General features: G+C 67.7%; 16 protein-coding genes, 2 tRNA genes and 1 pseudogene. 9 read left to right on the top strand and 10 right to left on the bottom strand.

Going from position 1 to position 26,804, the window contains the following annotated elements; genetic code table 11:
• Positions 1–27 precede the first annotated feature (27 nt).
• Positions 28–1,410 (top strand): amidase, encoded by a 1,383-nt coding sequence (locus tag ACFQQD_RS10390; protein ID WP_378088977.1) that lies wholly within the window; start codon positions 28–30, stop codon positions 1,408–1,410.
• Between the two features lie 25 nt (positions 1,411–1,435).
• On the opposite strand, the gene ACFQQD_RS10385 is transcribed toward ACFQQD_RS10390, so the two are convergent.
• Positions 1,436–2,692, bottom strand: a complete 1,257-nt coding sequence (locus ACFQQD_RS10385; RefSeq protein ID WP_378088975.1) for an aspartate aminotransferase family protein — start codon at positions 2,690–2,692, stop codon at positions 1,436–1,438.
• An 84-nt stretch (positions 2,693–2,776) separates the two neighbouring features.
• On the opposite strand from ACFQQD_RS10385, the gene ACFQQD_RS10380 reads away from it, so the two are divergent.
• A complete protein-coding gene (locus ACFQQD_RS10380) occupies positions 2,777–4,237 on the top strand; it encodes an NAD-dependent succinate-semialdehyde dehydrogenase (protein WP_378088972.1) in 1,461 nt (486 codons plus the stop codon).
• Between the two features lie 27 nt (positions 4,238–4,264).
• Here the strand turns inward: ACFQQD_RS10380 and ACFQQD_RS10375 are convergent, their stop codons facing one another.
• Entirely contained in the window at positions 4,265–5,353 is a 1,089-nt protein-coding gene (locus ACFQQD_RS10375; RefSeq protein ID WP_378088969.1) for an ADP-ribosylglycohydrolase family protein, read from the bottom strand.
• Between the two features lie 83 nt (positions 5,354–5,436).
• On the opposite strand from ACFQQD_RS10375, the gene ACFQQD_RS10370 reads away from it, so the two are divergent.
• Together ACFQQD_RS10370 and ACFQQD_RS10365 are read left to right on the top strand one after the other, a co-directional pair.
• A complete protein-coding gene (locus ACFQQD_RS10370; RefSeq protein ID WP_378090098.1) occupies positions 5,437–6,642 on the top strand; it encodes an exonuclease SbcCD subunit D in 1,206 nt (401 codons plus the stop codon).
• Positions 6,639–9,728: an AAA family ATPase gene (locus ACFQQD_RS10365; RefSeq protein WP_378088967.1), complete on the top strand. Its 3,090-nt coding sequence runs from the start codon at positions 6,639–6,641 to the stop codon at positions 9,726–9,728. The genes ACFQQD_RS10370 and ACFQQD_RS10365 overlap by 4 nt, the downstream gene beginning before the upstream one ends.
• Here ACFQQD_RS10365 and ACFQQD_RS10360 read toward each other — a convergent pair.
• The 8 genes and pseudogenes from ACFQQD_RS10360 to ACFQQD_RS10325 all read right to left on the bottom strand — a co-directional run bounded on the left by ACFQQD_RS10360 (position 9,698) and on the right by ACFQQD_RS10325 (position 19,305).
• Positions 9,698–12,827 (bottom strand): annotated as a pseudogene (locus tag ACFQQD_RS10360) (efflux RND transporter permease subunit). The gene ACFQQD_RS10365 and the pseudogene ACFQQD_RS10360 overlap by 31 nt on opposite strands.
• A gap of 13 nt (positions 12,828–12,840) precedes the next feature.
• On the bottom strand, positions 12,841–14,325 hold the full coding sequence (locus tag ACFQQD_RS10355; RefSeq protein WP_378088965.1) for a malate:quinone oxidoreductase: 1,485 nt from the start codon (positions 14,323–14,325) through the stop codon (positions 12,841–12,843).
• A gap of 45 nt (positions 14,326–14,370) precedes the next feature.
• A complete protein-coding gene (locus ACFQQD_RS10350) occupies positions 14,371–16,074 on the bottom strand; it encodes an ABC transporter substrate-binding protein (RefSeq protein WP_378088963.1) in 1,704 nt (567 codons plus the stop codon).
• Between the two features lie 25 nt (positions 16,075–16,099).
• A tRNA-Leu gene (locus ACFQQD_RS10345) sits at positions 16,100–16,184 on the bottom strand.
• Between the two features lie 79 nt (positions 16,185–16,263).
• Positions 16,264–16,740 (bottom strand): thioredoxin-dependent thiol peroxidase, encoded by a 477-nt coding sequence (bcp, locus tag ACFQQD_RS10340; protein ID WP_378088961.1) that lies wholly within the window; start codon positions 16,738–16,740, stop codon positions 16,264–16,266.
• Between the two features lie 22 nt (positions 16,741–16,762).
• Positions 16,763–18,376, bottom strand: coding sequence for a M23 family metallopeptidase (locus ACFQQD_RS10335; protein ID WP_378088960.1), 1,614 nt, complete (start codon positions 18,374–18,376; stop codon positions 16,763–16,765).
• Positions 18,377–18,666: 290 nt separating this feature from the next.
• A tRNA-Lys gene (locus tag ACFQQD_RS10330) sits at positions 18,667–18,739 on the bottom strand.
• Positions 18,740–18,825: 86 nt separating this feature from the next.
• Positions 18,826–19,305 carry a hypothetical protein gene (locus ACFQQD_RS10325; protein WP_378088958.1) on the bottom strand — a complete coding sequence of 160 codons (480 nt, stop codon included), beginning with the start codon at positions 19,303–19,305 and terminating at the stop codon, positions 18,826–18,828.
• Positions 19,306–19,429: 124 nt separating this feature from the next.
• On the opposite strand from ACFQQD_RS10325, the gene ilvD reads away from it, so the two are divergent.
• The 5 genes from ilvD (at position 19,430) to serA (ending at position 26,799) form a co-directional block, all read left to right on the top strand.
• Positions 19,430–21,187 carry a dihydroxy-acid dehydratase gene (gene ilvD, locus ACFQQD_RS10320; protein WP_378088955.1) on the top strand — a complete coding sequence of 586 codons (1,758 nt, stop codon included), beginning with the start codon at positions 19,430–19,432 and terminating at the stop codon, positions 21,185–21,187.
• A gap of 400 nt (positions 21,188–21,587) precedes the next feature.
• Positions 21,588–23,426 (top strand): acetolactate synthase large subunit, encoded by a 1,839-nt coding sequence (locus ACFQQD_RS10315; protein WP_378088953.1) that lies wholly within the window; start codon positions 21,588–21,590, stop codon positions 23,424–23,426.
• A 3-nt stretch (positions 23,427–23,429) separates the two neighbouring features.
• Positions 23,430–23,942: an acetolactate synthase small subunit gene (gene ilvN / locus ACFQQD_RS10310; protein ID WP_378088951.1), complete on the top strand. Its 513-nt coding sequence runs from the start codon at positions 23,430–23,432 to the stop codon at positions 23,940–23,942.
• Positions 23,943–24,015: 73 nt separating this feature from the next.
• A complete protein-coding gene (gene ilvC, locus ACFQQD_RS10305) occupies positions 24,016–25,044 on the top strand; it encodes a ketol-acid reductoisomerase (protein WP_378088948.1) in 1,029 nt (342 codons plus the stop codon).
• A gap of 156 nt (positions 25,045–25,200) precedes the next feature.
• Positions 25,201–26,799 (top strand): phosphoglycerate dehydrogenase, encoded by a 1,599-nt coding sequence (gene serA / locus ACFQQD_RS10300; RefSeq protein WP_378088946.1) that lies wholly within the window; start codon positions 25,201–25,203, stop codon positions 26,797–26,799.
• The last annotated feature ends 5 nt before the right edge of the window (positions 26,800–26,804 follow it).

The raw sequence follows: 26,804 nt of genomic DNA, 5'->3' as shown, positions 1-26,804 counted from the left end.
ATGGCAGGACGATGACAGGGAGCTGAGATGGACCCCACGCAGATGACCGCCGCAGAGCTGGTGCGGGCCTACGGGCAGCGGGAACTGTCCCCGGTCGAGGTCGCGCAGACCGTCCTGGACCACGTGGAACGGACGGACCGAGAGCTGGGGGCGTTCTGCCTCGTGGATCCGGACGTCACCCTGGAACAGGCCCGGGCGTCCGAGTCCCGGTGGCTGCACGAGCGTCCCCAGGGGCTGCTGGACGGGGTGCCGGTGTCCATCAAGGACACCTTCCTCACCACCGGCTGGCCCACCCTGCGCGGCTCCCGCGCCGTGGACCCGAACCAACGGTGGGACGCCGACTCTCCGGTTACCGCGCGGCTGCGTGCCGACGGCATGGTGTTCCTCGGCAAGACCACGACGCCGGAACTCGCCTGGAAGGCCGTCACCGACAGCCCGCTGACGGGAGTCACCCGCAACCCGGTCGACCCCGCCCTGACGGCGGGTGGCTCGTCCGGTGGTTCGGCCGCAGCCGTGGCCGCGGGGATGGGACCGTGTGCGGTGGGAACGGACGGCGGCGGCAGCGTGCGCATTCCGGCCTCCTTCTGCGGCATCGTCGGGTTCAAGCCCACCCATGGCCGCATCCCCATGTATCCCGCCAGTCCGTTCGGTCCACTGGCCCACGCCGGCCCGATGACGCGAACGGTTCAGGACGCCGCTCTGTTGCTGGACGTGTTGGCCTGGCCGGACCCTCGGGATCCGAGCTGCCTGGCACCGCCGGAGCGCTCCTATCGTGACGAGCCCGCACTCGGTGCCTCGGGTCTGCGCATCGCCTATTCACGGGACCTGGGGTACGCCACGGTGGACCCCGAGGTCGCGGGCATCATCGACGACGTGGTGGCGAGGATCGAGGGGGCCGGAGAGCGGGTGAGCGCGGCGGATCCGGGCTTCAGTGACCCGATCGAGGCCTTCGACGTGCTCTGGGCCAGTGGAGCCGCCGCCCTGCTGGACACCATGCCCGGCGCCCGAGACACCGTCGACCCCGGACTGGGCCGGCTATGGGACCAGGGTACCCAGCACAGCGCCGTCGACTACCTCCACGCTCGCGCTGTGGCGGCCGAGGTGGGCATGGCCATGGGCGCCTTCCACGAGTCCCACGACGTCCTGCTCACCCCGGCGGTGGCGATCCCCGCCTTCGAGGCAGGCCACGAGGTCCCTCCGGGCAGCGGCCTGGACCACTGGCCGCAGTGGGCCACCTTCAGCTTCCCGTTCAACCTCACCCAGCAACCGGCCATCAGTATTCCCGTGGGAACGACGGCGGCCGGGCTGCCGGTCGGACTGCAGATCGTGGGACCGCGGTACGCCGACGATCGCGTGCTGGCGGTGGCCCGGTTCGTGGAGTCGCTGGTCGCACAACCGGTGATGAGCTGAGAATCGAGGTACTTAGGCGGACCGGTCAGAGTTCGGCGAGGACCTCGGACCAGATGGCCAGGGCCTCGTCGACCTCGGTCGCGGAGACCACCAGCGGCGGGATCATGCGCACCACGTTCATGTGGGCTCCGCACGTCAGCAGCAACAGCCCCTTCTCGGCGGCCGCCGTCAACGCCGCCTTCGCGCGGTCCGGATCGGGTGCGCCGTCGGCGGTGGTGAACTCGCTGCCCACCATCAGTCCGAGCCCCCGCACGTCACCGATGGGGGAGTGACCGGCGTCGGCCGTCGCCGCGGCCCGTGCGCCCTGGAGCAACTGTGCGCCCCGTTCGGCGGCGTTGTCGACCAGGCCTTCCTCGGCGATCACCTGGAGGGTGGCGACGGCGGCCGCGCAGGACACCGCGTTGGCTCCGTAGGTGCCGCCCTGGGACCCCGGCCATGCCTGGGCCATCAGCTCCTCGCGGGCCGCGATACCCGACAGCGGGAAGCCGGAGGCGATGCCCTTGGCCATGGTGATGACATCCGGCTCGACGTCGAAATGCTGGTGCCCGAAGTAGCGTCCCGTGCGGCCGAATCCGGTCTGGATCTCATCCATCACCAACAGGATGCCGTGCCGGTCCGCCCGTTCGCGCAGTCCCGCGAAGAATTCCGTGTTCCCGGGAACGTAGCCGCCCTCTCCGAGGACCGGTTCCACGATGAACGCCGCGGTCTCCCCGGGAGCGGTGACCGTGGCGAAGAGGTAGTCCAGCTCACGCAGGGCGAAGGCCGTGGCCTCCTCCTGGCTCCAGCCGTAGCGATACGCCGTGGGGAACGGGGCCACGTGCACGCCGGACATCAGCGGGCTGAAGCCGGCGGAGAACCGCGTGCCCGAGGTGGTCATGGTGGCGGTGGCCACCGTCCGCCCGTGGAAGCCACCGTGGAACACGACCACATTGGGCCGGCCGGTGGCCTGGCGCGCCAGGCGCAGAGCGGCCTCGACGGCCTCACTGCCGGAGTTGGCGAAGAACAGCGAGTTCAGGTGGGGCGGCAGCACCGAGGCGAGACGTTCCGTGAGTTCCAGCAGGGGCCGGTGCATCACGGTGGTGTACTGGCCGTGGATGAGGGATCCGACCTGCTCCTGGGCCGCAGCGACCACGCGCGGGTGGCAGTGCCCCGTGCTGACCACGCCGATGCCCGCCGTGAAGTCGAGATAACGCCGGCCATCGACGTCGTAGAGTTCGCTGCCCAGGCCGTGGTCCACCACCACGGGACTGGCCTGTTTGAGGTGGGGTGACAAGGCGGTCATCGGCTTCCTCACGACGGGGACGGTTGGATGTTGACAGTACTTCTACGATGGTCGCACCGGCAAGGATCCCGTCAGGAGTCACTCGTGAACGCACAGCAGCAGGAGAAGACAGCCATCGATTCCGTCCCGACCGGACTGTTCGTCGGTGGTCGGTGGACCAGCACAGACCGCACCATGCCGGTGGAGGACCCCTCCACGGGTGAGGTCCTGACCGAGGTGGCGGACGCGAGTCCCGACGAGGCCTTAGCCGCCCTCGACGCCGCGGTGGCCGCACAGGGCTCCTGGGCCGCGACGGCGCCGCGCGAGCGCAGCGAGATCCTCACCCGCGCTTATCAGCTGATGATCGAGGAGACCGATCGGCTGGCCCTGATCATGACGCTGGAGATGGGCAAGCCGCTGGCCGAGTCCCGCGGTGAGGTGACGTACGCGGCGGAGTTCTTCCGCTGGTTCGCCGAAGAGGCCGTGCGGAACGACGGCGGCTACATGACGGCACCGGCCGGGGACTCCCGTTTCCTCGTCTCCAAAGAGCCCGTCGGACCGTGCCTGCTCATCACACCGTGGAACTTCCCGCTGGCAATGGGAACCCGGAAGATCGGTCCTGCGCTCGCCGCCGGCTGCGCGTCCGTCATCAAGCCGGCCTCGCACACGCCGTTGTCCATGCTGGCCCTGGCCGAGATCCTGCAGCGGGCCGGGGTCCCGGACGGGGTGGTGAACGTGGTGACCACCAGTCGCAGCAACGACGTGATGACGCCGCTCATCCTGGATCCCCGCTCGCTGAAGCTCTCCTTCACGGGATCCACTCCCGTCGGCAAGAGCCTGCTGGAGTTGGCGGCCAAGACGGTCATGCGCACCTCGATGGAACTGGGCGGCAATGCTCCGCTGCTGGTGTTCGAGGACGTCGACCTGGACGTCGCCGTTGAGGGCACGGTGCAGGCCAAGATGCGCAACATCGGCCAGGCCTGCACGGCGGCCAACCGGATCTTCGTCCAGCGCTCCGTGGCCGACGAGTTCGCTGATCGCCTGACCCGGCGCCTGGCCGAATTGCCACAGGGCCGAGGGGTGGACGAGGGCGTGGTCGTCGGTCCGCTGATCAACTCCTCAGCCGTGGACAAGGTCCAGGAGCTGGTGCGTGATGCTGCCGACCGCGGTGCGCAAGTGCGCTTGGGTGGGGATCCGTCCGAGGGCCCCGGCCACTTCTACCCGGCCACCGTGCTGACCGGTGTCCCGCCGGAGGCGGAGCTGTGCAGCACAGAGATCTTCGGCCCGGTTGCCGCGATCACCACGTTCGACACCGAGGAGGAGGCGGTCGCCAGCGCCAATGACACCCCGTTCGGCCTGGTGTCCTACCTCTTCACGAGCGACCTCGCCCGTGGTTTCCGGGTCAGCCACGCCCTGGACGCCGGCATGGTCGGCCTGAACCGTGGGGTGGTCTCCAACCCGGCGGCGCCCTTCGGCGGCGTGAAGGAGTCCGGAGTGGGCCGCGAGGGCGGGTTCGTCGGCATCGACGAGTTCCTGGAGACGAAGTACATCAGCGTCGGCCTGTGATCGTGACGGTGACCGGCCGGCTGGCTCTCAGGTCGTGGCGGTGATCCAGCGTTCGGCGGCCTCGGAGACGACGTCGCGCTCGCCGATCCACGTCGGCACCGAGCGCTCCACGAAGATCTCCATGCCGTAGCGGGCTCCGAGGAGTTGTCCGGCCAGGGCGGCGGTCGAATCGGAGTCCCCGTCGTGATTGACGGCCAGGTGCAGCGCGGTGCGGAAATGGACGCTCGGCTCCGGAGCAGTCTCGGGTTCGGTCACCAGGACGCAGTAGACCGCGATGGCCAACGCCTCATCGGCCACCCATCCGGCGCCGAGTTCGGCCGGTACGGGGAAGGACTGCTGCTGTCCGGACGGCTGCCCGGCGACCTGCCCGGCCAGCCGCCCGGCCATCCTGAGCGCGGCGGACGTGCCGCCGTCGTCGGGAAGGGTCTCCAGCCAGTCCAGCGCGGCGGTGAGGGCTGCGGAGAATCCGTGACCGGCCATCAGGCGGGAGATCATCAGCGCGAAGGCGGCGGCGGACGTCCACGCGGCGGGGTGGCCGTGGGTCAGCACGGCGCCCTGGTGCGCCAGTGAGACCACCGTGGACTCCTCCAGGCCGGGCACCATCCCATACGGCGCCGACCGCATCACCGTTCCGCAGCCTCGTGCCTGGGGATTCTGCGGCTTTCTCGGCAGACCCATGTCCTTCGAGCCCAGCCCGGACAGGCATGCCTGGCCTGGGGCGCGCTGCACCTGCAACTCACGGTGGTCCTCGAGCCATCGCGACGGCGGCTCGGGAGCCCCCTCGGGGAGATGTCCCGTCTGCGTCCGGTACCACCGCAGGCAGGACAGCCACACGCACGCCGCGGGGTCGGCCATCGAGCCCTCATTGGACCACTCGATCCAGTCCAGGAGGCCGTCGAGCACGAACAGGGTCAATTGGGTGTCGTCGCTGACCGGAATGGTCTGGCCCGAGCGAATCGCCTCGAGTTGCACGGGGTGCGTCAGGCCGCCCTCGCCGTACCGTTCCTGGATCTGCGCCAGGGTGGAGAACTCCACGGTGTAGCCGAGGGCGTCTCCGGCGGCGCCGCCGGCGAGCAGGCCCAGGATGCGGGAGGGGTACGCGGGGGAGTCGCTCATGAATGCCATCGTAGGGATCCGGGACGTCCGCCGGCTGTGGACGGCGGCGTATGTCGTCCGGTGTGGCCGATAACGTGGTGGTCATGTTGATCCTGCACACCTCCGACTGGCACCTCGGACGGTCGTTCCACGGCACGGGCATGCTGGACGCGCAACGCGAGGTGCTGGACCAGATGGCCGCCACCGTGCGGGAGCGAGGGGTCGATCTGGTGCTCGTGGCCGGGGACGTCTACGATCGTGCGCTGCCGGCCGCGGACGCAGTGGAACTGCTCGACGCCACCCTGGCCCAGCTCATCGACGCGGGGGCACAGGTGGTGCTCACCAGCGGCAATCACGATTCGGCGATCAGACTCGGTTTCGGCGGGCGTCTCATGGCCGCAGCCGGGGTGCACGTGCGGACCCGGATGGACCAGATCGGGGCTCCAGTGGTCCTGGAGGATCCCGACGGCGGCACGGTCGCGGTGTACGGCATCCCGTACCTGGAACCGCGGCACGCCGGACCCGCCTGGGAGGTGGAGCCCCACCACACCGCGGTGATGACCGAGGCGGTCCGGCGACTGCGCCAGGACGCCGGGTCCCGGTTCGAGGACGATTCCGCCACGGCGGTGATCGCCATGGCCCACCTCTTCGCGGCCGGCGGGACCGGTTCGGACAGTGAACGGGACATCGGCGCTGAGGACACGGCAAGCAGGGAGGCGGCAGCTGGGGAGATGGCCGTGGGCACCCTCGGGCAGGTGCCGGTGACCGTGTTCGATGGGATCGACTACACGGCTCTGGGGCACCTGCACGGTCGTCAGCGGATGGCCGAGACCGTGCGCTATTCGGGTTCGCCCCTGCCGTACTCCTTCTCCGAGGCCGAGCACACCAAGGGCGGGCTGTTGGTGTCCACCGCCAACGGCCAGGTGACCGGGGTGGAGCCCGTGGACTGGGATGCCGGGCGGAAACTGGCCGTCCTGCGAGGGCGGATCGATGATCTGCTGGACAGCCCGGACCACGCCTGGGCACAGGACTGCTGGTGTCAGGTCACGGTGACCGACCCGGTACGTCCGCCGCAGGCCTATCAGCGGCTGAAGGAGCGCTTCGACGGGCTGCTCAACTTCATTCTGGAACCCGAGGGCGGCTCACCCCGGGCGGAATCCACGTACGCGGCCCGGTTGGCGCGGGCGAGGTCCGAGCTGGACGTCTGCACGGGCTTTGTGGAGCATGTCCGCCAACGGCCGCCCAGCGAGTCGGAGACGGCTCTGCTGCGCACGGCCCTCGAGGAGACGCGCGAGGGGAGTCAGCCATGAGGATCCACCGCTTGGAATTGCAGGCCTTCGGTCCCTTCGCGTCTCAGGAGACCGTGGATTTCGCCGAGCTGAATGAGGCGGGGTTGTTCCTGCTCGACGGGCCCACCGGTGCCGGCAAGTCCACGGTCCTGGCGGCCATCTGCTTCGCCCTCTACGGTTCGGTGCCCGGCGGTCGCAGTGCTGAGTCCCTGGCCAGCACTCAGGCCCCACTGGGCTCCCGGCCCGAGGTACTGCTCGATTTCACCATCGGCGCCCGCCGCTTCGAGGTCCGTCGCTGGCCGAAGCACTGGCGCCCGGCGAAGCGCAAAGCGAAGAACGGGGTCAGTCTCACCGAGGAGAAGGCCGGGGCCGTGCTGCGGGAGCACCGGTCGGGCGAGTGGGTCGGTGTGTCCGTCCGCGCGGACGAGATCGGTCACCTGTTGCGTCAGCAGCTCTACCTGGACGCCGATCAGTTCATGCGGGTGGCCATGCTGCCGCAGGGAGAGTTCGCCAATTTCCTGCGAGCCAAGTCCGCAGACAAGGAAGCGCTCCTGCGCAAGCTGTTCGGCACCGGCCGGTATGACAGCGTGGAGACCCACTTGGCCGAACAGCACCGTCGGCAAGTCCAGGCGGTGCAGCGAGACCGCGATCTGGTGGCCGCAGCCCGCACCGAACTGCTGACCTCGCTCACCGAGTCTCTCGGCCGGGACTGGTCGGAGACCGGCCCGGACACGGACGACCTCTCGGGGCCGGAGGAGTGGACGGATGAGCGGCTCTCGGAGCGGTCGCTGGCGGTGGTGGCCCAAGCGGTGGAATCCTCACACGCCGAACGGCAGCAGGCGGTCACCGAGCTCGCCGCGGCGCAGGGTCGGCTCGACGCCCTCGTGCGGCAACAACAGGACCTCGACGCCTATGCCGCCTGGAAACGCCGACGCGACCAGCATGAGACCCTCCGCAGCCAGGTGGAGGCGGACCGCACAGCGGTGGAACGCCACCAGGCCGCCCGGTCTCTGGAACGGCGGGCCACGGAGGCCGACCGGGCCACCGCGGCGCATCGACGCGAGCGGGAGCTCCTCGACCAGGCCATCCAGGACGCGCTGACTCATCCCCTCTGCGCCGAGTGGGCCGCGACCGGCCCGTCGGAGGTCCAGACCCCAGAACAGTTCGCCGGCATGCTGCAGCAGGCCGAACGGGAGCTGTCCCGGTTGTCCGACCGGGAACATGACGCCACCCGACTGGCGGAGGCGCAGCAGCGCTGTGAGAGCCTGCACCAGTCCCTTGAGGACCTGACCCGTGTCAGCGAGGACGCGCAGGCCTCCCGAGAGACGCTCCTGGCTCAGCACGAGGAACTCCTTGCCCGAATCGAGCGCCTGAGTTCGCCCGCGGCTGGCCTGGAAGCCGCCCGGGTCGCAGCGCAGGAGGCCGCCGCACGGCATGAGGCAGCGGTGGCGCATCAGCAGGACCATGCGGCAGCACAGGCCGCGGAGAAGGCCCTACACGCTGCCACAGACCGCGCCCACCAGGCGGTGGATGACTGGCATGCCGTGGTGGAGCAGCGGTTGGCCGGCGCCGCATCCCTGCTGGCGGCGGAACTGCAGCCGGGTGAACCCTGCCTGGTGTGCGGGTCGCCCGAGCATCCCCGACCAGCGGCCCCCGGGGGTGAGGAGATGTCGTCCTCGGCGCATCAACGGGCACGTCGTCACATGGAGGAGGCGACGGCAGCAAGAGAACAGGCCCAGGCCGACGTCGACCGGGCCCGTCGCACGGCCGAGGACAGCCGGCTGCGCGCCGGCGGCCTCGATCCCGCCGGCGCCGAGGAGGCGCTGAACCGGGCACACGCCGCCGTGGCCGAGGCCGAGCAGGCGCACCAAGAGCTGGAGTCGGCCCGTGCCGAGCAGCAGCGCAATGAGGCCGAGCAACGCGAACTGGCCACCCAGTGGGAATCGGCGCGGGATCGGCTGGCCGTCGTCCGGACTGAACTCGCCGGAGCCGTCGAAGAACGCGATCGACTCTCCACCGCCCTGGCCGAAACGCTGGGGAGCCGTGACTCGCTGGCCGCACTGCGACGGGAACTGGAGACAGCGAAAACACTCGTGGAGGCCGTTCTGGACGCCGTCCGCCGTGAATCCACGGCTGATTCCCTTGGGCGCCAGGCCAGCGAGAGTCTGACCCAGGAACTCGACGAGAGCCGATTCGAGAGCGTGGAGCAGGTGCGGGCGGCGATCCTGGCTCCGGACGAGGCCACGAAGCGGACCGAACGGATTCGCGCATGGGATCAGGAGTCGGCCGCCCTGGCGGAGCTGCAGGGCAGTGACACCGTGACGCGCGGTCATGAGCTGGTCGAGGCCGGCACCGAGACGCCGTCCGCAGAGGACCTGCGACGGCACTCGGAGCAGGTGGAGGCGGCCGCGCTGCAACGCGATAGTGCCGCAGAGCGCGCGGGAGCCCTCGAGTCTCTGCAGAAGCTGGTGCGCCGGCAGACCGGCATCCTGGACGAGGTTGCCGAACGGTCCTCTGAGCTGGTGGCCGCGTCACAGGAGACCGAGGCCCTGCTCAAGCTCGTGCGGGGCGCCGGAGAGAACTCACTCAAGATGCCACTGGGCAGCTACGTCCTGGCCGGACGGCTGGAAGAGGTGGTCGCCTCGGCCACCGAAAGGCTCTTGGGCATGACCCAGGGACGCTACGAACTTCGCCATGACGACTCCGCTGGTGGCCGGGGCGTGCGCGGACTGGATATCACTGTCTTCGACCGGTACACGGAGGACGAGCGGGCCGCGGACACCCTCTCCGGCGGCGAGACCTTTATGGCGTCGCTGGCCCTCGCCCTCGGGCTGGCGGACACGGTGCAGGCCGAGGCCGGGGGAGTGGACATGGACACCCTGTTCGTCGACGAGGGATTCGGCTCCCTCGACACCGCGACCCTGGCCGACGTCATGGACGTCCTGGACGGGCTGCAAGCCGGCGGACGGACCATCGGGGTGGTCAGTCACGTGGACCGGATGAAGCAGGACATCGGCTATCGACTCGAAGTGCTCAAGTCACAACAGGGCTCCCGGCTCCGGGTGGTGGTGCCGGATCATCCGGTTTCCCCGGCCGCCCGGGCCTGACGTCGCTCACGGAATCCCTCGACCAACCGGTACAGCACCGGCACGAGGATGAGCGTCAACAGCGTGGAGGACACGAGGCCGCCGACCACCACAACGGCCAGCGGCTGGGAGATGAACCCACCGCTGCCGGTGATGCCCAGCGCCATCGGGATCAGCGCGAGGATGGTGGCCATGGCGGTCATCACGATCGGCCGCAGACGATTCAACGCCCCGTGTTCGAGCGCCGTCTGCAGTGTGTAGCCGGGGCGGCGGCGGTACTGGTTGATGAGGTCGATGAGCACGATGGCGTTGGTGACCACGATCCCGACGAGCATCAGCATGCCGATGAGCGAGGGCAGGCCCAGGGAGATCCCGCTGAGGAGCAGAAGCCCGATGGCCCCGGTGGCCGCGAACGGAATGGACACCAACAGGATCAACGGCTGAATGAGCGACTTGAACGTGGCCACCATGATCACGTAAACGATCGCGACGGCGGCGATCAGGGCCAGGTACAGGTCCTGGAAGGTCTCCGCCTGCTGGGTCGCCGCACCGCCCAGGTCTGCCTGGGCCCCCTCGGGAAGTTCCAGGTCGTCCACGATGGTTGCCACCTCGGCGGAGACGGTGCCGAGGTCGCTGCCGTCCGGGGTGACGGTGACCACGGCGATGCGGTCCCCGTTCGAGGAGGACACCGAGGACAACACCTGCTCTTGAGTGACCTCGGCCACGTCCGAGAGCGGCACCGGACCGGTTGCGGTGGCGATCTCCACCTCTCGGAGCTGTCCCAGCGTGGTGACGGGCTCGGGATCGCCGATCTGCACGGGAAAGTCCCTGTAGTCCAGACGGACGGTGCCGGCAGGTACTGGGTTCAGGGCGGCGGCGGCCTGTCCGGCCACCGCCTCCTCGGTCAGCCCGTAGCGCGCGGCAGCGAGTCGGTCCACATCCACGTCGAAGGCCGGGCGGGCAGAGGAGAGGTTGGAGGAGACCTCCCGAGCGCCCTGGATCCCGGTCATGGCCTCCAGGACGGCATCGTTGGCCTGGCGCAGCAGGTCGGGGGTCGGTGCCGAGATCTCCACCTCCACATCCGATGACATACCCATCCCGCTGGCCGTCGAGACGGCGATCTCGCCCGCGCCCCGGAGGTCATTCAGCCGGGACCGGGCCTGATGCTGGATCGTCTGTTGGTCGGCATCACTGTCCGTCAGCACGGTGAAGGTCGCCTCGTCGGAGCTGCCGTTCATCCCGGGGATCACGCCGGAGGATCCGGCGGTCCACTGCACGTCCTGCACGCCGCCGACGTCCATCAGGACCCGTTCGACCTTCGTGGCCGCCGCAGCGGTGGTCTCGAGCGAGGATCCCGGTCGCTGCGTGGCGGTGACCGTGAAGGTGTTCTGTCCGGTGTCGCCCAACAGATTCGTCGGGACCAATGGCACGGCGGCCGCGGTCCCACCCAGCCAGAACTGCCGTGACCAGTGTGATCGCCGGACGCTTCACGGTGGATCGCAGGACCGGTAGGTAGATGCGCTGCAGCGGGCCGAGCCGGCTGGGCGTTCCGAGCGAGTTCGGCTGTGCGGATGCGTGGGCGGCGTGCTTCCGAGCGGGCTGTGGCTTGTTCTCGGCAACACGGCCCAGGAACCACCAGGACAGCACCGGAACGATCGTCAGCGAGACGAGTAGCGAAGCGACCAGCGCGATCGTCATGGTCAGGGCGAAGGGCTGGAACAGCTCGCCGGCCATGCCGCCCACCAGGGCGATCGGGGCGAAGACTGCCACCGTGGCCAGGGTGGAGGCGGTGATGGCGGTGGCGACCTCACGGGTGCCGTCGAGAATCGCCGTGCGTTTGTCCTTGCCCAGCTCGAGATGCCGCTTGATGTTCTCCACCACCACGATGGAATCGTCCACCACTCGTCCGATGGAGATCGTCAGGGCGCCGAGGGTGAGAATGTTCAGTGAGTAGTCCGAGGCCCGCATCCCGATCAGAGTCACCAGCAGCGACAGGGGGATGGAGACCGCGGTGACGAGGGTCGACCGGACCGAAGCGAGGAAGACGACGATGACCAGCACCGCGAAGAAGAGTCCGAGCAGCCCCTCGACCGCCAGCGTGTCGATGGACTCCTCGATGAACGGAGCCTGGTCGAACACCACCGTGATATTCGACTGCCCACCGAGTTGGGTCTCCAGCTCGGGGATGAGGTCATTGATGGCATGGGACAGGGTCACGGTGTCTGCATCGGGGGTCTTGGTCACCGACAGCCCGAGGGTGTCGACGCCATTGGTCCGGGTGATGGAGTCCGGCTCGTCATCCCGGATCTCGACGCCGGCCACGTCACCCAGCCGGACGGGTTCAGTCCCGGTCGAGGGGGCGTCGGACTCCTCGGCGACGAGCACCACGTCCCGGACGTCGTCGAGCGACTCAATCGGCGCTCCGGCCTGAACCGGCAGGGTCAGCCTGTCCCCGGTGATCTGCCCGATGGGGAACAGCCCCGCGTTCTCCTCCAAGGCGGTGGAGATGTCCGACGTCGTCAGCCCCGCCGCGGCAAGCTCGGCCTGATCCGGCAGGACGGCGATGTGCTGGTCGGTGCCGCCGGTCACCGCAGCGCTGCGCACGCCGTCGATCTTCTCCAGCCGTGGGACGATCAGGCGCTCGGCCTCGGACCTCAGCTCATTGAGCTCGCGGTCCTCATCGGCCGACCCCACGGCCATGAACACCACGGGGAAGTCGGAGATCGAACCGGCGAACGACGTCGTCTCCGTGTCCTCGGGCAACTGTTCGGCGGTGTTGGCGACGGCCCGGTCCACTTGAGCGCGGGCACGGTCCAAGTCGGTGCCGTACTCGAACCGCAAGGCGATCGTGTTCAGGCCGGTGACCGACGTCGACGACGTGGACTCGAGACCCTCGACGGCCTGCAGGGAGGTTTCCAGGGGCTCGCCGACTTGTTTGTCGACCACATCCGGCGTGGCGCCGGGCATGGCCGTGGACACGGAGACGACCGGCAGCTCCAGAGACGGAATCAGCTCCTGCTTGAGCTGACCGACCGTGAGTGCTCCGAACACCGCCGTGAAGACGGTGACCAGGGCGATGAGTGCCCGATTGGACAGTGATAACCGCGCCAAGGCACCCATCAGCAGCGGCGGGTCAGCCCAGCTTGAGCGCTGCGGAAGTGGCCTGCTCGACCTCGTTCATCAGGGACCGGTCCTCGTTGAGGCTGCGACCGAACGAGGGGATCATCTCCTTCAGCTTCGGAGTCCAGGCGTCCGTCTGTGCCGGGAAGCAGCTCTTGAGCAGGTCGACCATGATCGGGGCCGCTGTGGAGGCGCCGGGTGAGGCACCCAGCAGGGCTCCGATCGTTCCATCGGCGGCCGTGACCACCTCGGTGCCGAACTGGAGCACGCCGCCCTTCTTCGGGTCCTTCTTCATGACCTGAACGCGCTGTCCGGCGGTGATCATCTCCCAGTCGCCGCCGTCGGCCTCGGGGTAGAAGTTGCGCAGGGCCTCGACCTTCTTGGCCTGGTTCTTGGTGAGCTCGGTCAGCAGGTATTTCACCAGGTCCACGTTGTCCTTGGCCACGTTGAGCATCGGCAACAGGTTGTGGGTCCGCACCGAGAACGGCAGGTCGAGGTAGGAACTGGACTTCAGGAAGTTGGTCGAGAATCCGGCGTAGGGCCCGAAGAGCAGCGAACGCCGGCCGTCCACGAACCGGGTGTCCAGGTGGGGCACGGACATCGGCGGTGCTCCCACCGCCGCCTGACCGTACACCTTGGCCATATGCCGGTTGATGACGGACTCGTCAGTGCACTTGAGGAACTGTCCGGAGACGGGGAACCCGCCGAAGCCCTTGGCCTCCGGGATGCCGGAGGACTGCAGCAGATGCAGGGCGCCACCGCCGGCCCCGAGGAAGGCGAAACGAGCCCGGGCGGTGAAGGTCTCGCCGGCGGCCTTGTTCTTGACCTTCAGCTCCCAGCGTCCGTCCGTCCCGCGATCCACCGAGGTGACCTTGTGGCCGAAGCGGACGTCCACGCCGGAGTTGGCCAGGTTGGTGGTCAACTGGCGGGTCAGTGATCCGAAGTCCACGTCCGTGCCGTTGGTCTGACGGGAGGCGGCGATGCGCTGGCCGCCCTGGCGCCCGTCGATCAGCAGCGGCGCCCAGTCGCGGATGGTGTCCGGGTCCTCGGAGTACTCCATGGTCTCGAACAGCGGCTGCTGGCTGAGCGACTCATGGCGGGTCTTCAGGTAATCCGCGTGCTCGTCGCCCCAGACGAAGCTCATGTGCGGCAGGGGGTTGATGAAGGTCTTGGGATCGCCGAGCTTGCCTTCGTTGACGAGATAGGACCAGAACTGGCGCGAGATCTGAAAGCGCTCATTGATGCCGACGGCCTTGGTCGGGTCGACCTTCCCGTCAGGGCCCATGGGCGAGTAGTTGAGCTCGCAGAGCGCGGCGTGGCCGGTGCCCGCGTTGTTCCAGGGGTCAGAGGCCTCGAGGCCGGCCTGATTGAGGTTCTCGTAGAGGGCGATCGACCAGTCCGGCTGAAGCTGCTTCAAGAAGGTCCCGAGCGTGGCGCTCATGATGCCGCCTCCCACCAGGACTACGTCGTAGGTGGTTGCGGCAGACTGCTGGCTCACGTTTCTCTCCCAGGGTGGCGGAAATGGGGTTCTCCCCCGACTTTACTACCGGCTCGAGCCCGGCTGTTCCACGGGGACGATGTGATCGAAGCGCTCGTCCAGTACGGGGGAGGTCGGGTAGGACATCAGCGTGTGACCCGAGGCGACAGCCGAGATCGGATACACGAGTGGCAGGGCGGGAAGATCCAACGCCACCGACTCCGCGGCGCGTTGGTACTGGGCCGTGCGCGCATCCGAATTGGTCCTGGACACGGCTCGGTGCAGTGATTCGACGACCAAGGCGTTCTCGTATCCGAACTCGGTTGAGTGGTGACCGAACAGCGGCTCGAGGAAGTGGTGCGGATCGCGGTACTCGCCCGTTCTTCCGGACAGGTGAAAGGCGTGGTCAGTGCTGGAGGACACCCGTTTCAGGTAGTCCTCGTTCCACGGGATGGGCACCGGATTGAGCACGAAGCCCGCCTCTGCGAGGTCCTCGGCCAGCCGGGCGTACACGGGTTCGGGGGAGGGCAGATAGGGCCGTGAGGTCTCCACAGGATACAGGAAGTCCAACGGCTCCCCGCGGTACCCGGCCAGTCCCAGCAACTCCGTGGCCTGGTCCGGGTCGTAGTCGTACGTGGTCAGCTCCGGGTTCGCCACTCCCAACGACGGCGGCACGAATTCGTCCGCGGGCGAGGAGCCTTCCAGGAAATACTCCTGAGCCAGGGCACGGCGGTCCACGGCATGGGCCACGGCCTGCCGGACATAGAGCTGACTCAGAATGGGATGGTTCATGTTCATCCCGAGGTACAGCACCGAGAAGGGGTCACGCTGCAGCACCTGGGCGCCGCCCTGCACGAGCGGACGCAGCGTTTCCGGAGTGACGTAATCGAAGGCGTCCAGACGGCCCCGGCGCAGTTCACGAAGACGCTGGCGGGCTCCGGCCACCACGGACAGTTCCACTGGTCCGATGATGGACGGCTTACCGCGATAGCCCGGGTCCGCCTCGAGCACCAGTCGATCCTCGAGTGGACCCTCCCGGTCACTCCACCGGAAGGGTCCCGTTCCGGCGGGTGCGGCCGGAGGCAGCTCATCGGCCGGTGTCCCGTCCAGAGCATCGTCGAAACTTGCCCAGGAATCCGGGGAACTCAAGGCGAAGGCCGGAGAGGTGAGAGCGGCCGCGAGGAACACTATGGGTTCCGTCAGCAGCAGTGTGACGGTCCGATCGCCGATCGCCTGGCACTCGACGTAGCGGCAGTCCTCATCGCCGGCAAAGCCGCCGAACACGGAGGCGAAGGGCAGGCGCGGCAGCTGCGCCATCCGTTCCTCACCCAACAGCTGAGGCAGACGGAACCACCGATCGAAATTCGCTGCCACCAGCTCTGCAGTCAGGGGCGTCCCGTCGTGGAAGACGACGTCTGGCGTCAGGGAGAAGGTATAGCGCAGACCATCCTTGGTGACGGTCCAGTCACTGGCCAGTCGAGGAATCGGGGCGCCGGTGTTCGGGTCCACCCCGAGCAGGGTCTCCAGGACCTGACGGGAACTACGATGCGATTCGGCGTCCACGGCCAAAGCGGGGTCGAGCGATTGCGGCAGTGCGGGCACACCGATCGTGACCGGAACGGTGTCGGGTGCGGGCGGAGCCGTGGGCGTCGGGGTGGGGTCGGCCGTGTCCGGCAGAGACTCGCTGCGGATCTCCGCGGCGCACCCGGCCAGCGGCAGAGCCAGACCGGCGGCGAGAGAGGAGATGACGGTCCGGCGTGAGATGTCCACCGTCCGAGCCTCCCTGAAGTACGACTGGTGCGGGCGGGGGGACTTGAACCCCCACGTCCGAGGACACTGGAACCTAAATCCAGCGCGTCTGCCAATTTCGCCACGCCCGCGAGCCCCGGTCCTCCGCAGGCGGCGGACAGGGACAACAACGGCCCATCTTACCCGCTAGCCGGTCTGGGCCGTGCCGGGTCAGGCGAGTGCCAAATCCCTGCGGAGTTTGGCGACATGACCCGTGGCCCGGACGTTGTACTGGGCCAGTTGCACGGTGCCGTCGGGTCCGACGACCACGGTCGAACGGATCAGGCCTTCGTAGGTTCGGCCGTAGTTCTTCTTCTCTCCCCAGGCACCGTAGGCCTCCGCCACCGCGTGGTCCTCGTCAGACAACAAAGGGAACGTCAGCCCTTCCTTCTCGGCGAAACTCCTCAGCTTGGCAGGACCGTCCGGAGAGACGCCCAGTACGGAGAACCCCTCCGCGGTGAACGATTCCAAGTTGTCACGGAAGTCACACGCCTGAGTGGTGCACCCCGGCGTCGCGGCAGCCGGGTAGAAATACACGATGACCTGCTGACCGGCAAAGTCGCTCAGTGAGACGGTGTTGCCGTTCTGGTCTTCGAGAGTGAACGCGGGGGCCGTGTCGCCCGGGGCCAGGCGGTGCTGATCAGTCATGCGCACCACTGTAGGGCGTCTATCAACCGGCCTTCTGCACCTCGAGGGCCGATGCCTGGAACTCCTCGTCCGAACACGCCGGAAGAGACTCGAGCCACGCGGTGGACGGGCCGACCGTATCCAGCGTCGTGGCGTCCACCAACTCCGGCTGACCGTCGGCACCGAGGACGGCGACGGTCTCGGTCAGGATCGTGTCGACCGTGATGGTCGGCTCGTCGTCGGCGTCGAGGACTCGGCACCACTGCGCGGCCTCGGCCGCCGTCAGTGACTCCGGTGCCGTCACCGGAGTGTCCTCTTCCGGCTGGCTGGGTTCCGGTTCCGGCGTCGGCTCCGTCGGCTCTGGTGCCGGCTCACTCGGGGCCGGAGTCGTGGGCTCTGCCGGTTCGGTGGGTTGTGACTCACTGGGCTCTGGAGCTGGTGTGGTGGGCTCAGGCTCCGCCGGCTCCGTCGGAGTGGGAGTCGGCGTGGGCGTTGGTGTGGGAGTCGGCGTGGGCTTGGGAGTCGGCGTGGGCTTGGGAGTTGGCGTCGGTTTCGAGGACGGCGACGACGGCTTGCTCGGCTTGACCGGCGTCGGCGTGGTTTCCGTCTTCTGGCCGGACGAGGTGTCCGGCTTCGTGCCGGGCGACGAGGACGGCTTCGTCGACCCCGTGGAGGCTGGCTTGCTTGGCTTGTCTGTCTTGTCTGTCTTGTCTGTCTTGCGTGGTGTGGCGCTTGGCTTGCTCTGCTTCCCGGGCTGTGACGAGTGGGGGGACTTCGTCGGGTTCGAGGTGCCCGGGTCCTCGGAACGCTGGCCGCCGCGCGACGTTAAAGTGGCTCCGGCGGGGCTCTTCTCAGCGGACTGACGGATTCGTTGGATGTCCTCGGCGGTGAGTGCCTGGGGAGCGCCACCGCTGGCGGGAAGCACCAGCGCCGGGTTGACGTACTGGCCATCCAGAGTGACGCCGAAGTGGACGTGACAGCCGGTGGAATTGCCGGTCGTGCCGGCCAGGGCAATCACATCGCCGCGCTCGACGGTGTCGCCCTCTTCGACCAAGAGCACGGAATTGTGATGATAGGCCGTGCCCACGCCGCCGTCGTGCTGGAGGTCGATGCGGAGGCCGGACGTTCCCCGGTCACCGGCGAAACTCACGGTCCCCGAAGTCGACGCTCGGACCGGGGTGCCGCACGGCACGGAGTAGTCCTGGCCGATGTGGAACTGGACTGCGGGGCCGACGTTCGTGGGGTTGATACGCCAACCGAACGACGAGCTGAGGGTGAAGAGCCCCGCCACCGGATGTTCCATGACGAGGTCGACGCCCTCGAGCGAGCCCTGGTGAACACCGCCGGGAACATCCTCGCCGGCCTTCCTCCTCAGCAGCTCCTGTTGTGCGGGGGAGAGGACGACGGTCCCGGACAGGGAGCCGTGCGCCGTGGCGAAGTGACCGCCGATGGCCGGCGTGACCGTGGAGGTGCGCGACGTGTATGAGGCGGTGGCGGCCTGCGCGTCCGCCGTCTGAGCCGACGTGGATGCTGAGAGCAGGTTCGACCACAGCAGCGTGCTGGTTGGGTCGATCTGGGGCAACTCCGCGGCTCGAGTCGGTGAGGTCGACGACGGGCCGGAGGCCTCGGCGGTCTCGCCGGCAACAGTCGAACTCATGCCACCGGACACGGCCAGGAGCATCAAGGCAGTGCCTGCCGCCCCTGTGCGTGTCCAACCACGAAAACCCACCACGGTGTTCTCCCCGTTTCGCCCCCAGAACTGATACCGATATCGTGGCACGCTTTGGTCACGGAAGGTAGACCTAGAAGTAAACAGAAGGTGCACCGCTCCCGGCGCTGGTCGGGTATCTGACCAAACCGCCCGACCAGGCGCAGCGGCGGGCACGAAAAAGGCCCCGGTCGACAGACCGGGGCCGTCCTCTGAGGTGGTGCTCAAGAGTCGAACTGTGCGCCCCCCGGGACTCGAACCCGGAACCCATTGATTAAGAGTCAATTGCTCTGCCAGTTGAGCTAGAGGCGCATGCATTCTGGGCTGATCTCTACCGGCAACCGGCCCGTGCAACGAGGAAAAACTCTACCAGAGAACCGTGAACGGTGCGAAATCGCTCAGTCGTTCCGGTCGGGGTGCGTGCGGTCGGTGTAATAGGACTCGAGGACGTCCATGAAGTGGGACATGAACTGGTGGAAGTCCTCGGCGTCCTCCGCTTGCGCCAGACCGATCGCGTCCGGGCCTTCGGTCACCGGCATCGTGGGGGAGTCGGTCACCTCGAACCAGGTCCGGAAACCGGTGACGGTCTCGACCTGATATCCGGTGCCCGTGTCCGCCACGGTGGCCACATTGCTGAGGTCGATCGAATAGATGACGCCCTCAGGTGGGGTCTCCGGCGGGGCTGCCACCTCCTGGGCTGCGACGGCCGGCAGGTCCACCGGACACAACAGCAGCTCCAGCGGTTGCCACCGATACCCGATGATCCAGGCGTCTCCGGTGCCGGAGGGCTGCCCGTAGACCAGATTGAAGTCCCCGTGGTTGAACACACGAGAGTCGAAGGTCCCTCGGAGCAATTGCTTGAGGTCCTCGCCGTTCATGGGCCGAGTCTACGGAGGTGACTCGCGCCTGAGTATCCTCAATATCCTCGTCTGACGGCGGCGCGCGGCGACACCGGCGGTCACGTGCATCACACGCCCTCCACGCCGGTTCTAGGATGTCCCCATGACCACCCCCAGCGCTGACACCACTCTTCCCGGCGGCCCGGAGGGTCGAGGCAACTCTGCTTCCTCGGTCCCGGACATCAAGCCGCGCTCCCGTGCGGTCACCGACGGCATGGAGAGGGCGCCCGCGCGGGGCATGCTCCGCGCGGTCGGTATGGGCGACGACGACTTCGCCAAGCCACAGATCGGCATCGCCAGCTCGTGGAACGAGATCACCCCGTGCAACCTCTCCCTGGACCGGCTGGCGCAGGCCTCCAAGGACGGGGTGCACGCCGGTGGCGGCTTCCCTCTGGAATTCGGCACCATCTCCGTGTCCGACGGCATCTCCATGGGCCACGACGGGATGCACTACTCCCTGGTGTCCCGCGAGGTCATCGCCGACTCGGTGGAGACCGTGATGCAGGCCGAGCGCCTCGACGGTTCCGTCCTGTTGGCCGGTTGCGACAAGTCGCTTCCCGGCATGCTGATGGCTGCCGCCCGGCTGGACCTCTCCAGCGTGTTCGTCTACGCCGGCTCCATCATGCCGGGCTACGCGACGCTCGAGGACGGCACTGAGAAGCAGGTCACCCTGATCGACGCCTTCGAGGCTGTGGGCGCCTGCGCTCGCGGGCTGATGAGCGAGAAGGACCTGGACACCATCGAGCGGGCCATCTGCCCCGGTGAAGGCGCCTGTGGCGGCATGTACACGGCCAACACCATGGCGTGCATTGGAGAAGCGCTCGGCATGTCGCTTCCGGGATCGGCCGCCCCGCCCTCGGCTGATCGCCGTCGGGACTCCTTCTCCCGCAAGTCCGGTGAGGCCGTCGTCAACCTGCTGCGCCTGGGAATCACCTCTCGGGACATCATGACCAAAAAGGCCTTTGAGAATGCCATTGCGGTGACGATGGCCTTCGGCGGCTCCTCCAACGCCATCCTGCACCTGTTGGCCATCGCGCGGGAGGCCGGCGTCGACTTGGTGCTGGACGATTTCAACCGCATCGGTGACCGGGTGCCTCACCTGGGCGACCTGAAGCCCTTCGGCCAGTACGTCATGACGGATGTGGACAAGGTCGGCGGTGTTCCCGTGGTGATGCGGGCCCTGATGGACGCGGGGCTGATCCATGGTGACGCGCTGACGGTGACCGGTAAGACTGTGGCGGAGAACCTCGAGGGCATCAACCCTCCCGATCTGGACGGCACGGTTCTACGCGCCCTGGACAATCCGCTGCACCACAACGGCGGCCTGGCGGTCCTCAAGGGCTCCTTGGCTCCGGACGGTGCCGTGGTGAAGTCGGCTGGTTTCGACGCCAAGGTCTTCGAGGGCACTGCTCGGGTCTTCGAGCGCGAGAATCAGGCCATGGAGGCCCTCGAGGCCGGCCAGCTGCAGGCCGGGGACGTCCTCGTCATCCGCTATGAGGGCCCGAGGGGCGGGCCCGGCATGCGCGAGATGCTCGCCATCACCGGGGCGATCAAGGGCGCCGGTCTCGGCAAGGACGTCCTGTTGCTCACCGATGGCCGCTTCTCCGGCGGGACCACGGGGCTGTGCATCGGTCACGTGGCCCCGGAAGCGTCCGACGGCGGCCCCATCGCCTTCGTGCGCGACGGGGACCCGATCAGGGTGGACATCGCCGCCCGCACCTTGGACCTCCTGGTTCCGCCGGAAGAACTGCAGGCCCGCCAGGAGGGATGGGAGCCGCTTCCGCCGAAGTTCACCACCGGTGTGCTGGGCAAGTACGCCAAGCTGGTGCACTCGGCGGCAGAGGGAGCGTTCCTCGGCTGAGCAGGATGTCCACAGGTTGGACCCCAGTCTCACCATATGAGACAGGGGGACGGCCGATTGACACCGGAAGCGGCCTCTCGGGGATACTGGACGCATGTCCAACATGCGACTAGTCGTCGTTATTCAGCGCCTGGCCTGAACTATGGTTCGGATCAGCGGGTTCGCCCGCTGCCAGGCGCGAAAACCCCGAGCGGGCCGACCGGCCGTCGTCGGGGTTTTTTTGTTGGGGATGCGGCACGAAGCTGGCCACCACATCAGCAGACTGACTCCTCCGCCACCAGCGGACGGTCCGGGGGACACCCGGTCCGGGCACGAGAAGTACTTCAGCCGTAATCGGACAAGCCAGTGATGAAGAAGGCGCAGCGACATGAGTAACGGATCCCGTGTCACCCCAGCGGTGATGCCATCCCACGCAACGCAGGAGAAGCGATACCGGGCCGATCCGCCGGCGGACAGCCTCGTCCCCGGCCCCAACCGTGTGGTCGAGCCGGTGGTCATGACCGGCTCGGAGGCCATTGTTCGCTCCCTGGAGGAACTGGGCGTCACGGACGTCTTCGGTCTTCCGGGCGGGACGATCCTGCCGACCTATGACCCCCTGATGGATTCCACGGCGATCCGGCACATTCTGGTCCGTCATGAACAGGGCGCCGGCCATGCGGCCGAGGGCTACTACCTGGCCACCGGCCGTCCGGGAGTAGCCATCGCCACCTCGGGCCCCGGCGCCACCAACCTGGTCACGCCGATCGCCGACGCCCACATGGACTCCGAGGCCTGCGTGTTCATCACCGGTCAGGTGGCCTCCGCGGCCATCGGTTCGGACGCGTTCCAGGAAGCGGACATCGTCGGTATCACCATGCCGATCACCAAGCATTCCCGCCTGGTGACCGACGCCAACGACATCCCGCAGGCACTCGCCGAGGCCTTCCACATCGCCATCACGGGCCGGCCGGGACCGGTGTTGATCGATGTCCCCAAGGACGTCCAGCAGGCCCAGATGGAATTCTCGTGGCCGCCCACGATCGATCTGCCCGGCTACCGGCCCGTCGTCCGTGGACACTCGAAGCAGGTCCGCGAGGCCGCACGGCTCATCCAGCAGGCCGAACGCCCGGTGCTGTACGTGGGCGGGGGAGTGTCCCGTGGTCACGCCAGCATCGAGTTGAAGGAGCTGGCCGAGCTCACCGGCGCTCCCGTGGTGACCACGCTGACCGCTCGCGGTGTGTTCCCGGACTCTCATCAACAGCACGTCGGCATGCCTGGCATGCACGGGTCCGTCTCCGCCGTCTCGGCTCTGCAGATGTCCGACCTGCTGATCACCCTCGGCGCCCGGTTCGACGACCGGGTCACCGGACAGCTGTCCTCATTCGCTCCGAAGGCGAAGGTCATTCACGCCGACATCGATCCGGCGGAGATCTCCAAGAATCGGGCCGCCGACGTGCCGATCGTGGGCTCGGTCAAGGAGATCATCCCCGAACTGACCGAGGCCGTGCGCGAGTCCTTCAGCCAGAGCGGCACCCCCGATCTGGCCGAATGGTGGACAGTGCTGAACCGCCTGCGCGAGACCTACCCGATCGGCTACACCCCCACCGAGGACGGGCTGATGTCTCCGCAGAAGGTGATTGAGCGGATCTCGGCCCACTCCGGATCGGAGGCGGTCTATGTGGCGGGCGTCGGCCAGCACCAGATGTGGGCCAGCCAGTTCGTGAAGTACGAGCGGCCCCACCAGTGGCTCAACTCCGCCGGTCTGGGAACCATGGGCTTCTCGGTGCCGGCCGCCATGGGGGCCAAGGTGGGCAGCCCGGACCGGGTGGTGTGGGCCATCGACGGAGACGGCTGTTTCCAGATGACCAACCAGGAACTGGCCACCTGCATGATCAACAAGATCCCGATCAAGGTCGCGGTGATCAACAACTCGTCCCTGGGCATGGTGCGCCAGTGGCAGACGCTGTTCTATGAGTCCCGCTACTCGAACACGGACCTGAACACGGGCCATGACACGATCCGGGTGCCGGACTTCGTCAAGCTCGCTGAGGCCTACGGCTGCCTCGGTCTGCGGTGCGATCGGGACGAAGATCTGGACGCCACCATTGAACAGGCCATGGCCGTCAACGACCGGCCCGTCGTCGTCGATTTCGTGGTCTCCCGCGACTCCATGGTGTGGCCGATGGTCCCCGCCGGAGTGAGCAACAGCGAAATCCAAGTCGCCAAAGACCTGACGCCGGACTGGGACGAGGAGGACTGACCCATGGCACGACACACATTGTCCGTACTGGTCGAGGACGTGCCGGGCGTGCTGACGCGCGTCGCCAGCCTCTTCGCCCGCCGCGCCTTCAACATCCATTCGCTGGCGGTGGGCACCTCCGAGGTGGAGGGCCTGTCCCGCATCACCGTGGTGGTCGACGCCGAGGGAGACCTGCTGGAGCAGGTCACCAAACAGCTGAACAAGCTGATCAACGTCATCAAGGTCGTGGAGCTCGCCCCCGGCGCGTCTGTCCAGCGAGACCACCTGCTCGTGAAGGTCCGTTCGGATGCCTCGGTCCGTCCCCAAGTCGTCCAGGCCGTCGACTTGTTCCGGGCCTCCGTGGTGGACGTCTCCACGGACTCGGTGACGATTGAGGCCACCGGGGCCGCCGACAAGCTCAGTGCCCTGCTGGAGGTACTGGAGCCTTTCGGGATCCGCGAACTCGTGCGTTCCGGCACCATCGCCGTCGGACGAGGGGGCAAGTCGATGACCGACCGCGCTCTGCCGAAGTCGTAGCCCACCACGTCCAGACCGACGCAGACCAATACAGAAGATTCAGACAGATACATCTGACCAGAGGAGAACACCCGTGACCACGAAGTACTACGAGGACGACGCAGACCTCTCGATCATCCAGGGGCGCACCGTCGCCGTCATCGGCTACGGCTCCCAGGGCCATGCCCACTCACTGAGTCTGCGCGATTCCGGCGTGGACGTCCGGATCGGCCTGGCTGAGGGCTCGGCATCCCGCGCCAAGGCCGAGGCCGAGGGCCTGCGGGTTGTGTCCGTGGCCGAGGCTGCGGCCGAGGCCGACCTGATCATGATGCTCACCCCGGACCAGGTTCAGGGCAAGGTCTACCAGGAGCACATCGCCCCGAACCTGCAGGACGGGGACGCCCTGTTCTTCGCCCACGGCTTCAACATCCGGTACGGCTACATCCAGCCGCCGGCCGGCGTCGACGTCGCCCTGGTCGCCCCGAAGGGCCCGGGGCACGTGGTCCGCCGCGAGTTCGAGGCCGGACGCGGTGTGCCGGCCCTGATCGCCGTGGAGCAGGACGCCTCCGGCGACGCCAAGAACCTGGCCTTGTCTTACGCCAAGGGCATCGGGGGCACTCGCGCCGGAGTCATCGAGACCACCTTCACCGAGGAGACCGAGTCGGACCTCTTCGGCGAGCAGGCCGTGCTCTGCGGCGGCGCTTCGCAGCTGATCCAGTACGGCTTCGAGACCCTGACGGAGGCCGGTTACCAGCCGGAGATCGCCTACTTCGAGGTGCTGCACGAGCTCAAGCTCATCGTCGACCTCATGGTCGAGGGCGGTATCGCCAAGCAGCGCTGGTCCGTCTCGGACACCGCTGAGTACGGAGATTACGTCTCCGGCCCCCGCGTGATCGACCCCAACGTCAAGCAGAACATGAAGGCCGTTCTCGCGGACATCCAGGACGGCACCTTCGCGAAGCGCTTTATGGACGATCAGGCCAACGGCGCTCCGGAGTTCTCCAAGCTCCGCGCCGCTGGCGAGTCGCACCCGATCGAGAAGACCGGCCGTGAGCTGCGCCAAATGTTCTCCTGGCTGAAGGATTCGGACGACGACTACACCGAGGGCACCGCCGCCCGCTGAGCGGAAACGCCGCCCGGATGATCACGTCACCGGACAGCACGACGTCGGCTCCTCGCCTTGGGCGGGGAGCCGACGTCGCTCCAGACCTCTAGAATCAAGAACGGCCGACCCCAGTGAACCGTCGGCACCACTGACTAAAACGAAGGTGATTGACCCGTGTCTGAAACCAAGCCCGTTGTCCTCATCGCTGAAGAACTGTCCCCGGCCACCGTGGACACGCTTGGTCCGGACTTTGAGATCAGGAACACAGACGGCGCCGACCGTGCCCAGCTGCTCCCCGCCCTGCGTGAGGCGGACGCGGTACTGGTCCGCTCGGCCACCAAGATGGACGCCGAGGCCATCGCCGCGGCGCCCCGTCTGAAGGTCATCGCCCGTGCCGGCGTCGGCCTGGACAATGTGGACACCAAGGCCGCCACGCAGGCCGGCGTGATGGTGGTCAACGCGCCGACCTCGAACATCCTCTCCGCCGCCGAGCTGACCTGCGGGCACATCCTCGGAGTGGCCCGCAACATCGCTCCCGCCAACCGCGCCCTCAAGGACGGGGAGTGGAAGCGCTCCAAGTACTCCGGCGTCGAGTTGTACGAGAAGAAGCTGGGCATCATCGGTCTGGGCCGCATCGGTTCCCTGGTCGCCGAGCGGATGCGCTCGTTCGGCATGGAGATCCTGGCCTACGACCCGTACGTCACCTCCGCTCGCGCCCAGCAGATCGGCGCACAGCTGCTCAGCCTGGATGAGCTGCTGGCGCAGTCGGACTTCATCACCATTCATATGCCGAAGACGCCGGAGACCATCGGCATGATCTCGGACGAACAGTTCGCGACCATGAAGGACACCGCCTTCGTCGTCAACGTGGCGCGCGGCGGCCTGATCGACGAGGACGCTCTGCACCGTGCCCTGGAGGCCGGGACCATCGGAGGCGCGGCCATCGACGTGTTCTCCTCCGAACCGGCCGTGGGTCTGCCGTTCTTCGAGCACGACCGGGCCGTGGTCACCCCGCACTTGGGCGCCTCCACCACCGAGGCACAGGAGAAGGCCGGCGTGTCTGTGGCGAAGTCCGTCCGCCTGGCGCTGGCCGGCGAGCTCGTGCCGGATGCGGTGAACGTCGCCGGTGGCCTCATCGATGAGGACGTCCGCCCCGGCATCCCGCTCGCCGAGAAGCTCGGTCGGATCCTCACGGCGCTCTCCACCGGGGACTCGTTGACCGTGGTGGAGCTCGAGGTCGCCGGCGAGATCGCGGACAAGGACGTCAAGTCTCTGCAGTTGGCGGCGCTGAAGGGTGTGTTCACCGACGTCGTCTCGGATCAGGTCTCTTATGTGAACGCTCCGGTGCTGGCTGAACAGCGCGGGGTGGAGTCTCGGCTGACCACCACGCCGGAGTCGCCGGCCTATCGCAACACGGTGACGGTCAAGGGCGCCACCTCGAACGGCACGCAGCTGTCCGTGTCCGGTACGCTGACCGGTCCCAAGCAGGTGCAGAAGGTCATCGGCATCGACGGGTACGAGCTCGAGGTCCCGCTGGCCACTCACCTGCTGGTCTTCCGCTACGCCGGACGGCCGGGAGTCATCGGCACCATCGGCCGGATCCTGGGCGACGCCGGCGTGAACATCGCCGGGATGGACGTCTCCCGTCAGCCGGAGAGCGGCGAGGAGCTGGCCATGCTCACCCTGGACTCCGCCTTGCCCGCCGGCGTGGCGGACGAGGTTGGCCAGGCCATCGGCGCCTCCAAGGTTGCCGGCATCGACCTGGAAGACTGAGCGTC

Origin of the sequence: Citricoccus sp. GCM10030269 (genome assembly GCF_042665635.1) — a bacterium.
GTDB lineage: Bacteria > Actinomycetota > Actinomycetes > Actinomycetales > Micrococcaceae > Citricoccus.
The sequence above is the reverse complement of the archived record's forward strand: the minus strand, read 5'-3'. Positions and strand labels throughout refer to the sequence as shown.

Bases quoted from the DNA above. Each gene is read 5' to 3' on its own strand.
- ACFQQD_RS10385 (WP_378088975.1), bottom strand. From the start codon at position 2,692: ATGACCGCCTTGTCACCCCACCTCAAACAGGCCAGTCCCGTGGTGGTG.
- ACFQQD_RS10390 (WP_378088977.1), top strand. From the start codon at position 28: ATGGACCCCACGCAGATGACCGCCGCAGAGCTGGTGCGGGCCTACGGG.
- ACFQQD_RS10315 (WP_378088953.1), top strand. From the start codon at position 21,588: ATGCCATCCCACGCAACGCAGGAGAAGCGATACCGGGCCGATCCGCCG.
- ilvN (WP_378088951.1), top strand. From the start codon at position 23,430: ATGGCACGACACACATTGTCCGTACTGGTCGAGGACGTGCCGGGCGTG.
- ilvD (WP_378088955.1), top strand. From the start codon at position 19,430: ATGACCACCCCCAGCGCTGACACCACTCTTCCCGGCGGCCCGGAGGGT.
- ACFQQD_RS10375 (WP_378088969.1), bottom strand. From the start codon at position 5,353: ATGAGCGACTCCCCCGCGTACCCCTCCCGCATCCTGGGCCTGCTCGCC.
- ACFQQD_RS10365 (WP_378088967.1), top strand. From the start codon at position 6,639: ATGAGGATCCACCGCTTGGAATTGCAGGCCTTCGGTCCCTTCGCGTCT.
- ACFQQD_RS10370 (WP_378090098.1), top strand. From the start codon at position 5,437: ATGTTGATCCTGCACACCTCCGACTGGCACCTCGGACGGTCGTTCCAC.
- bcp (WP_378088961.1), bottom strand. From the start codon at position 16,740: ATGACTGATCAGCACCGCCTGGCCCCGGGCGACACGGCCCCCGCGTTC.
- ACFQQD_RS10325 (WP_378088958.1), bottom strand. From the start codon at position 19,305: ATGAACGGCGAGGACCTCAAGCAATTGCTCCGAGGGACCTTCGACTCT.
- ACFQQD_RS10335 (WP_378088960.1), bottom strand. From the start codon at position 18,376: ATGAGTTCGACTGTTGCCGGCGAGACCGCCGAGGCCTCCGGCCCGTCG.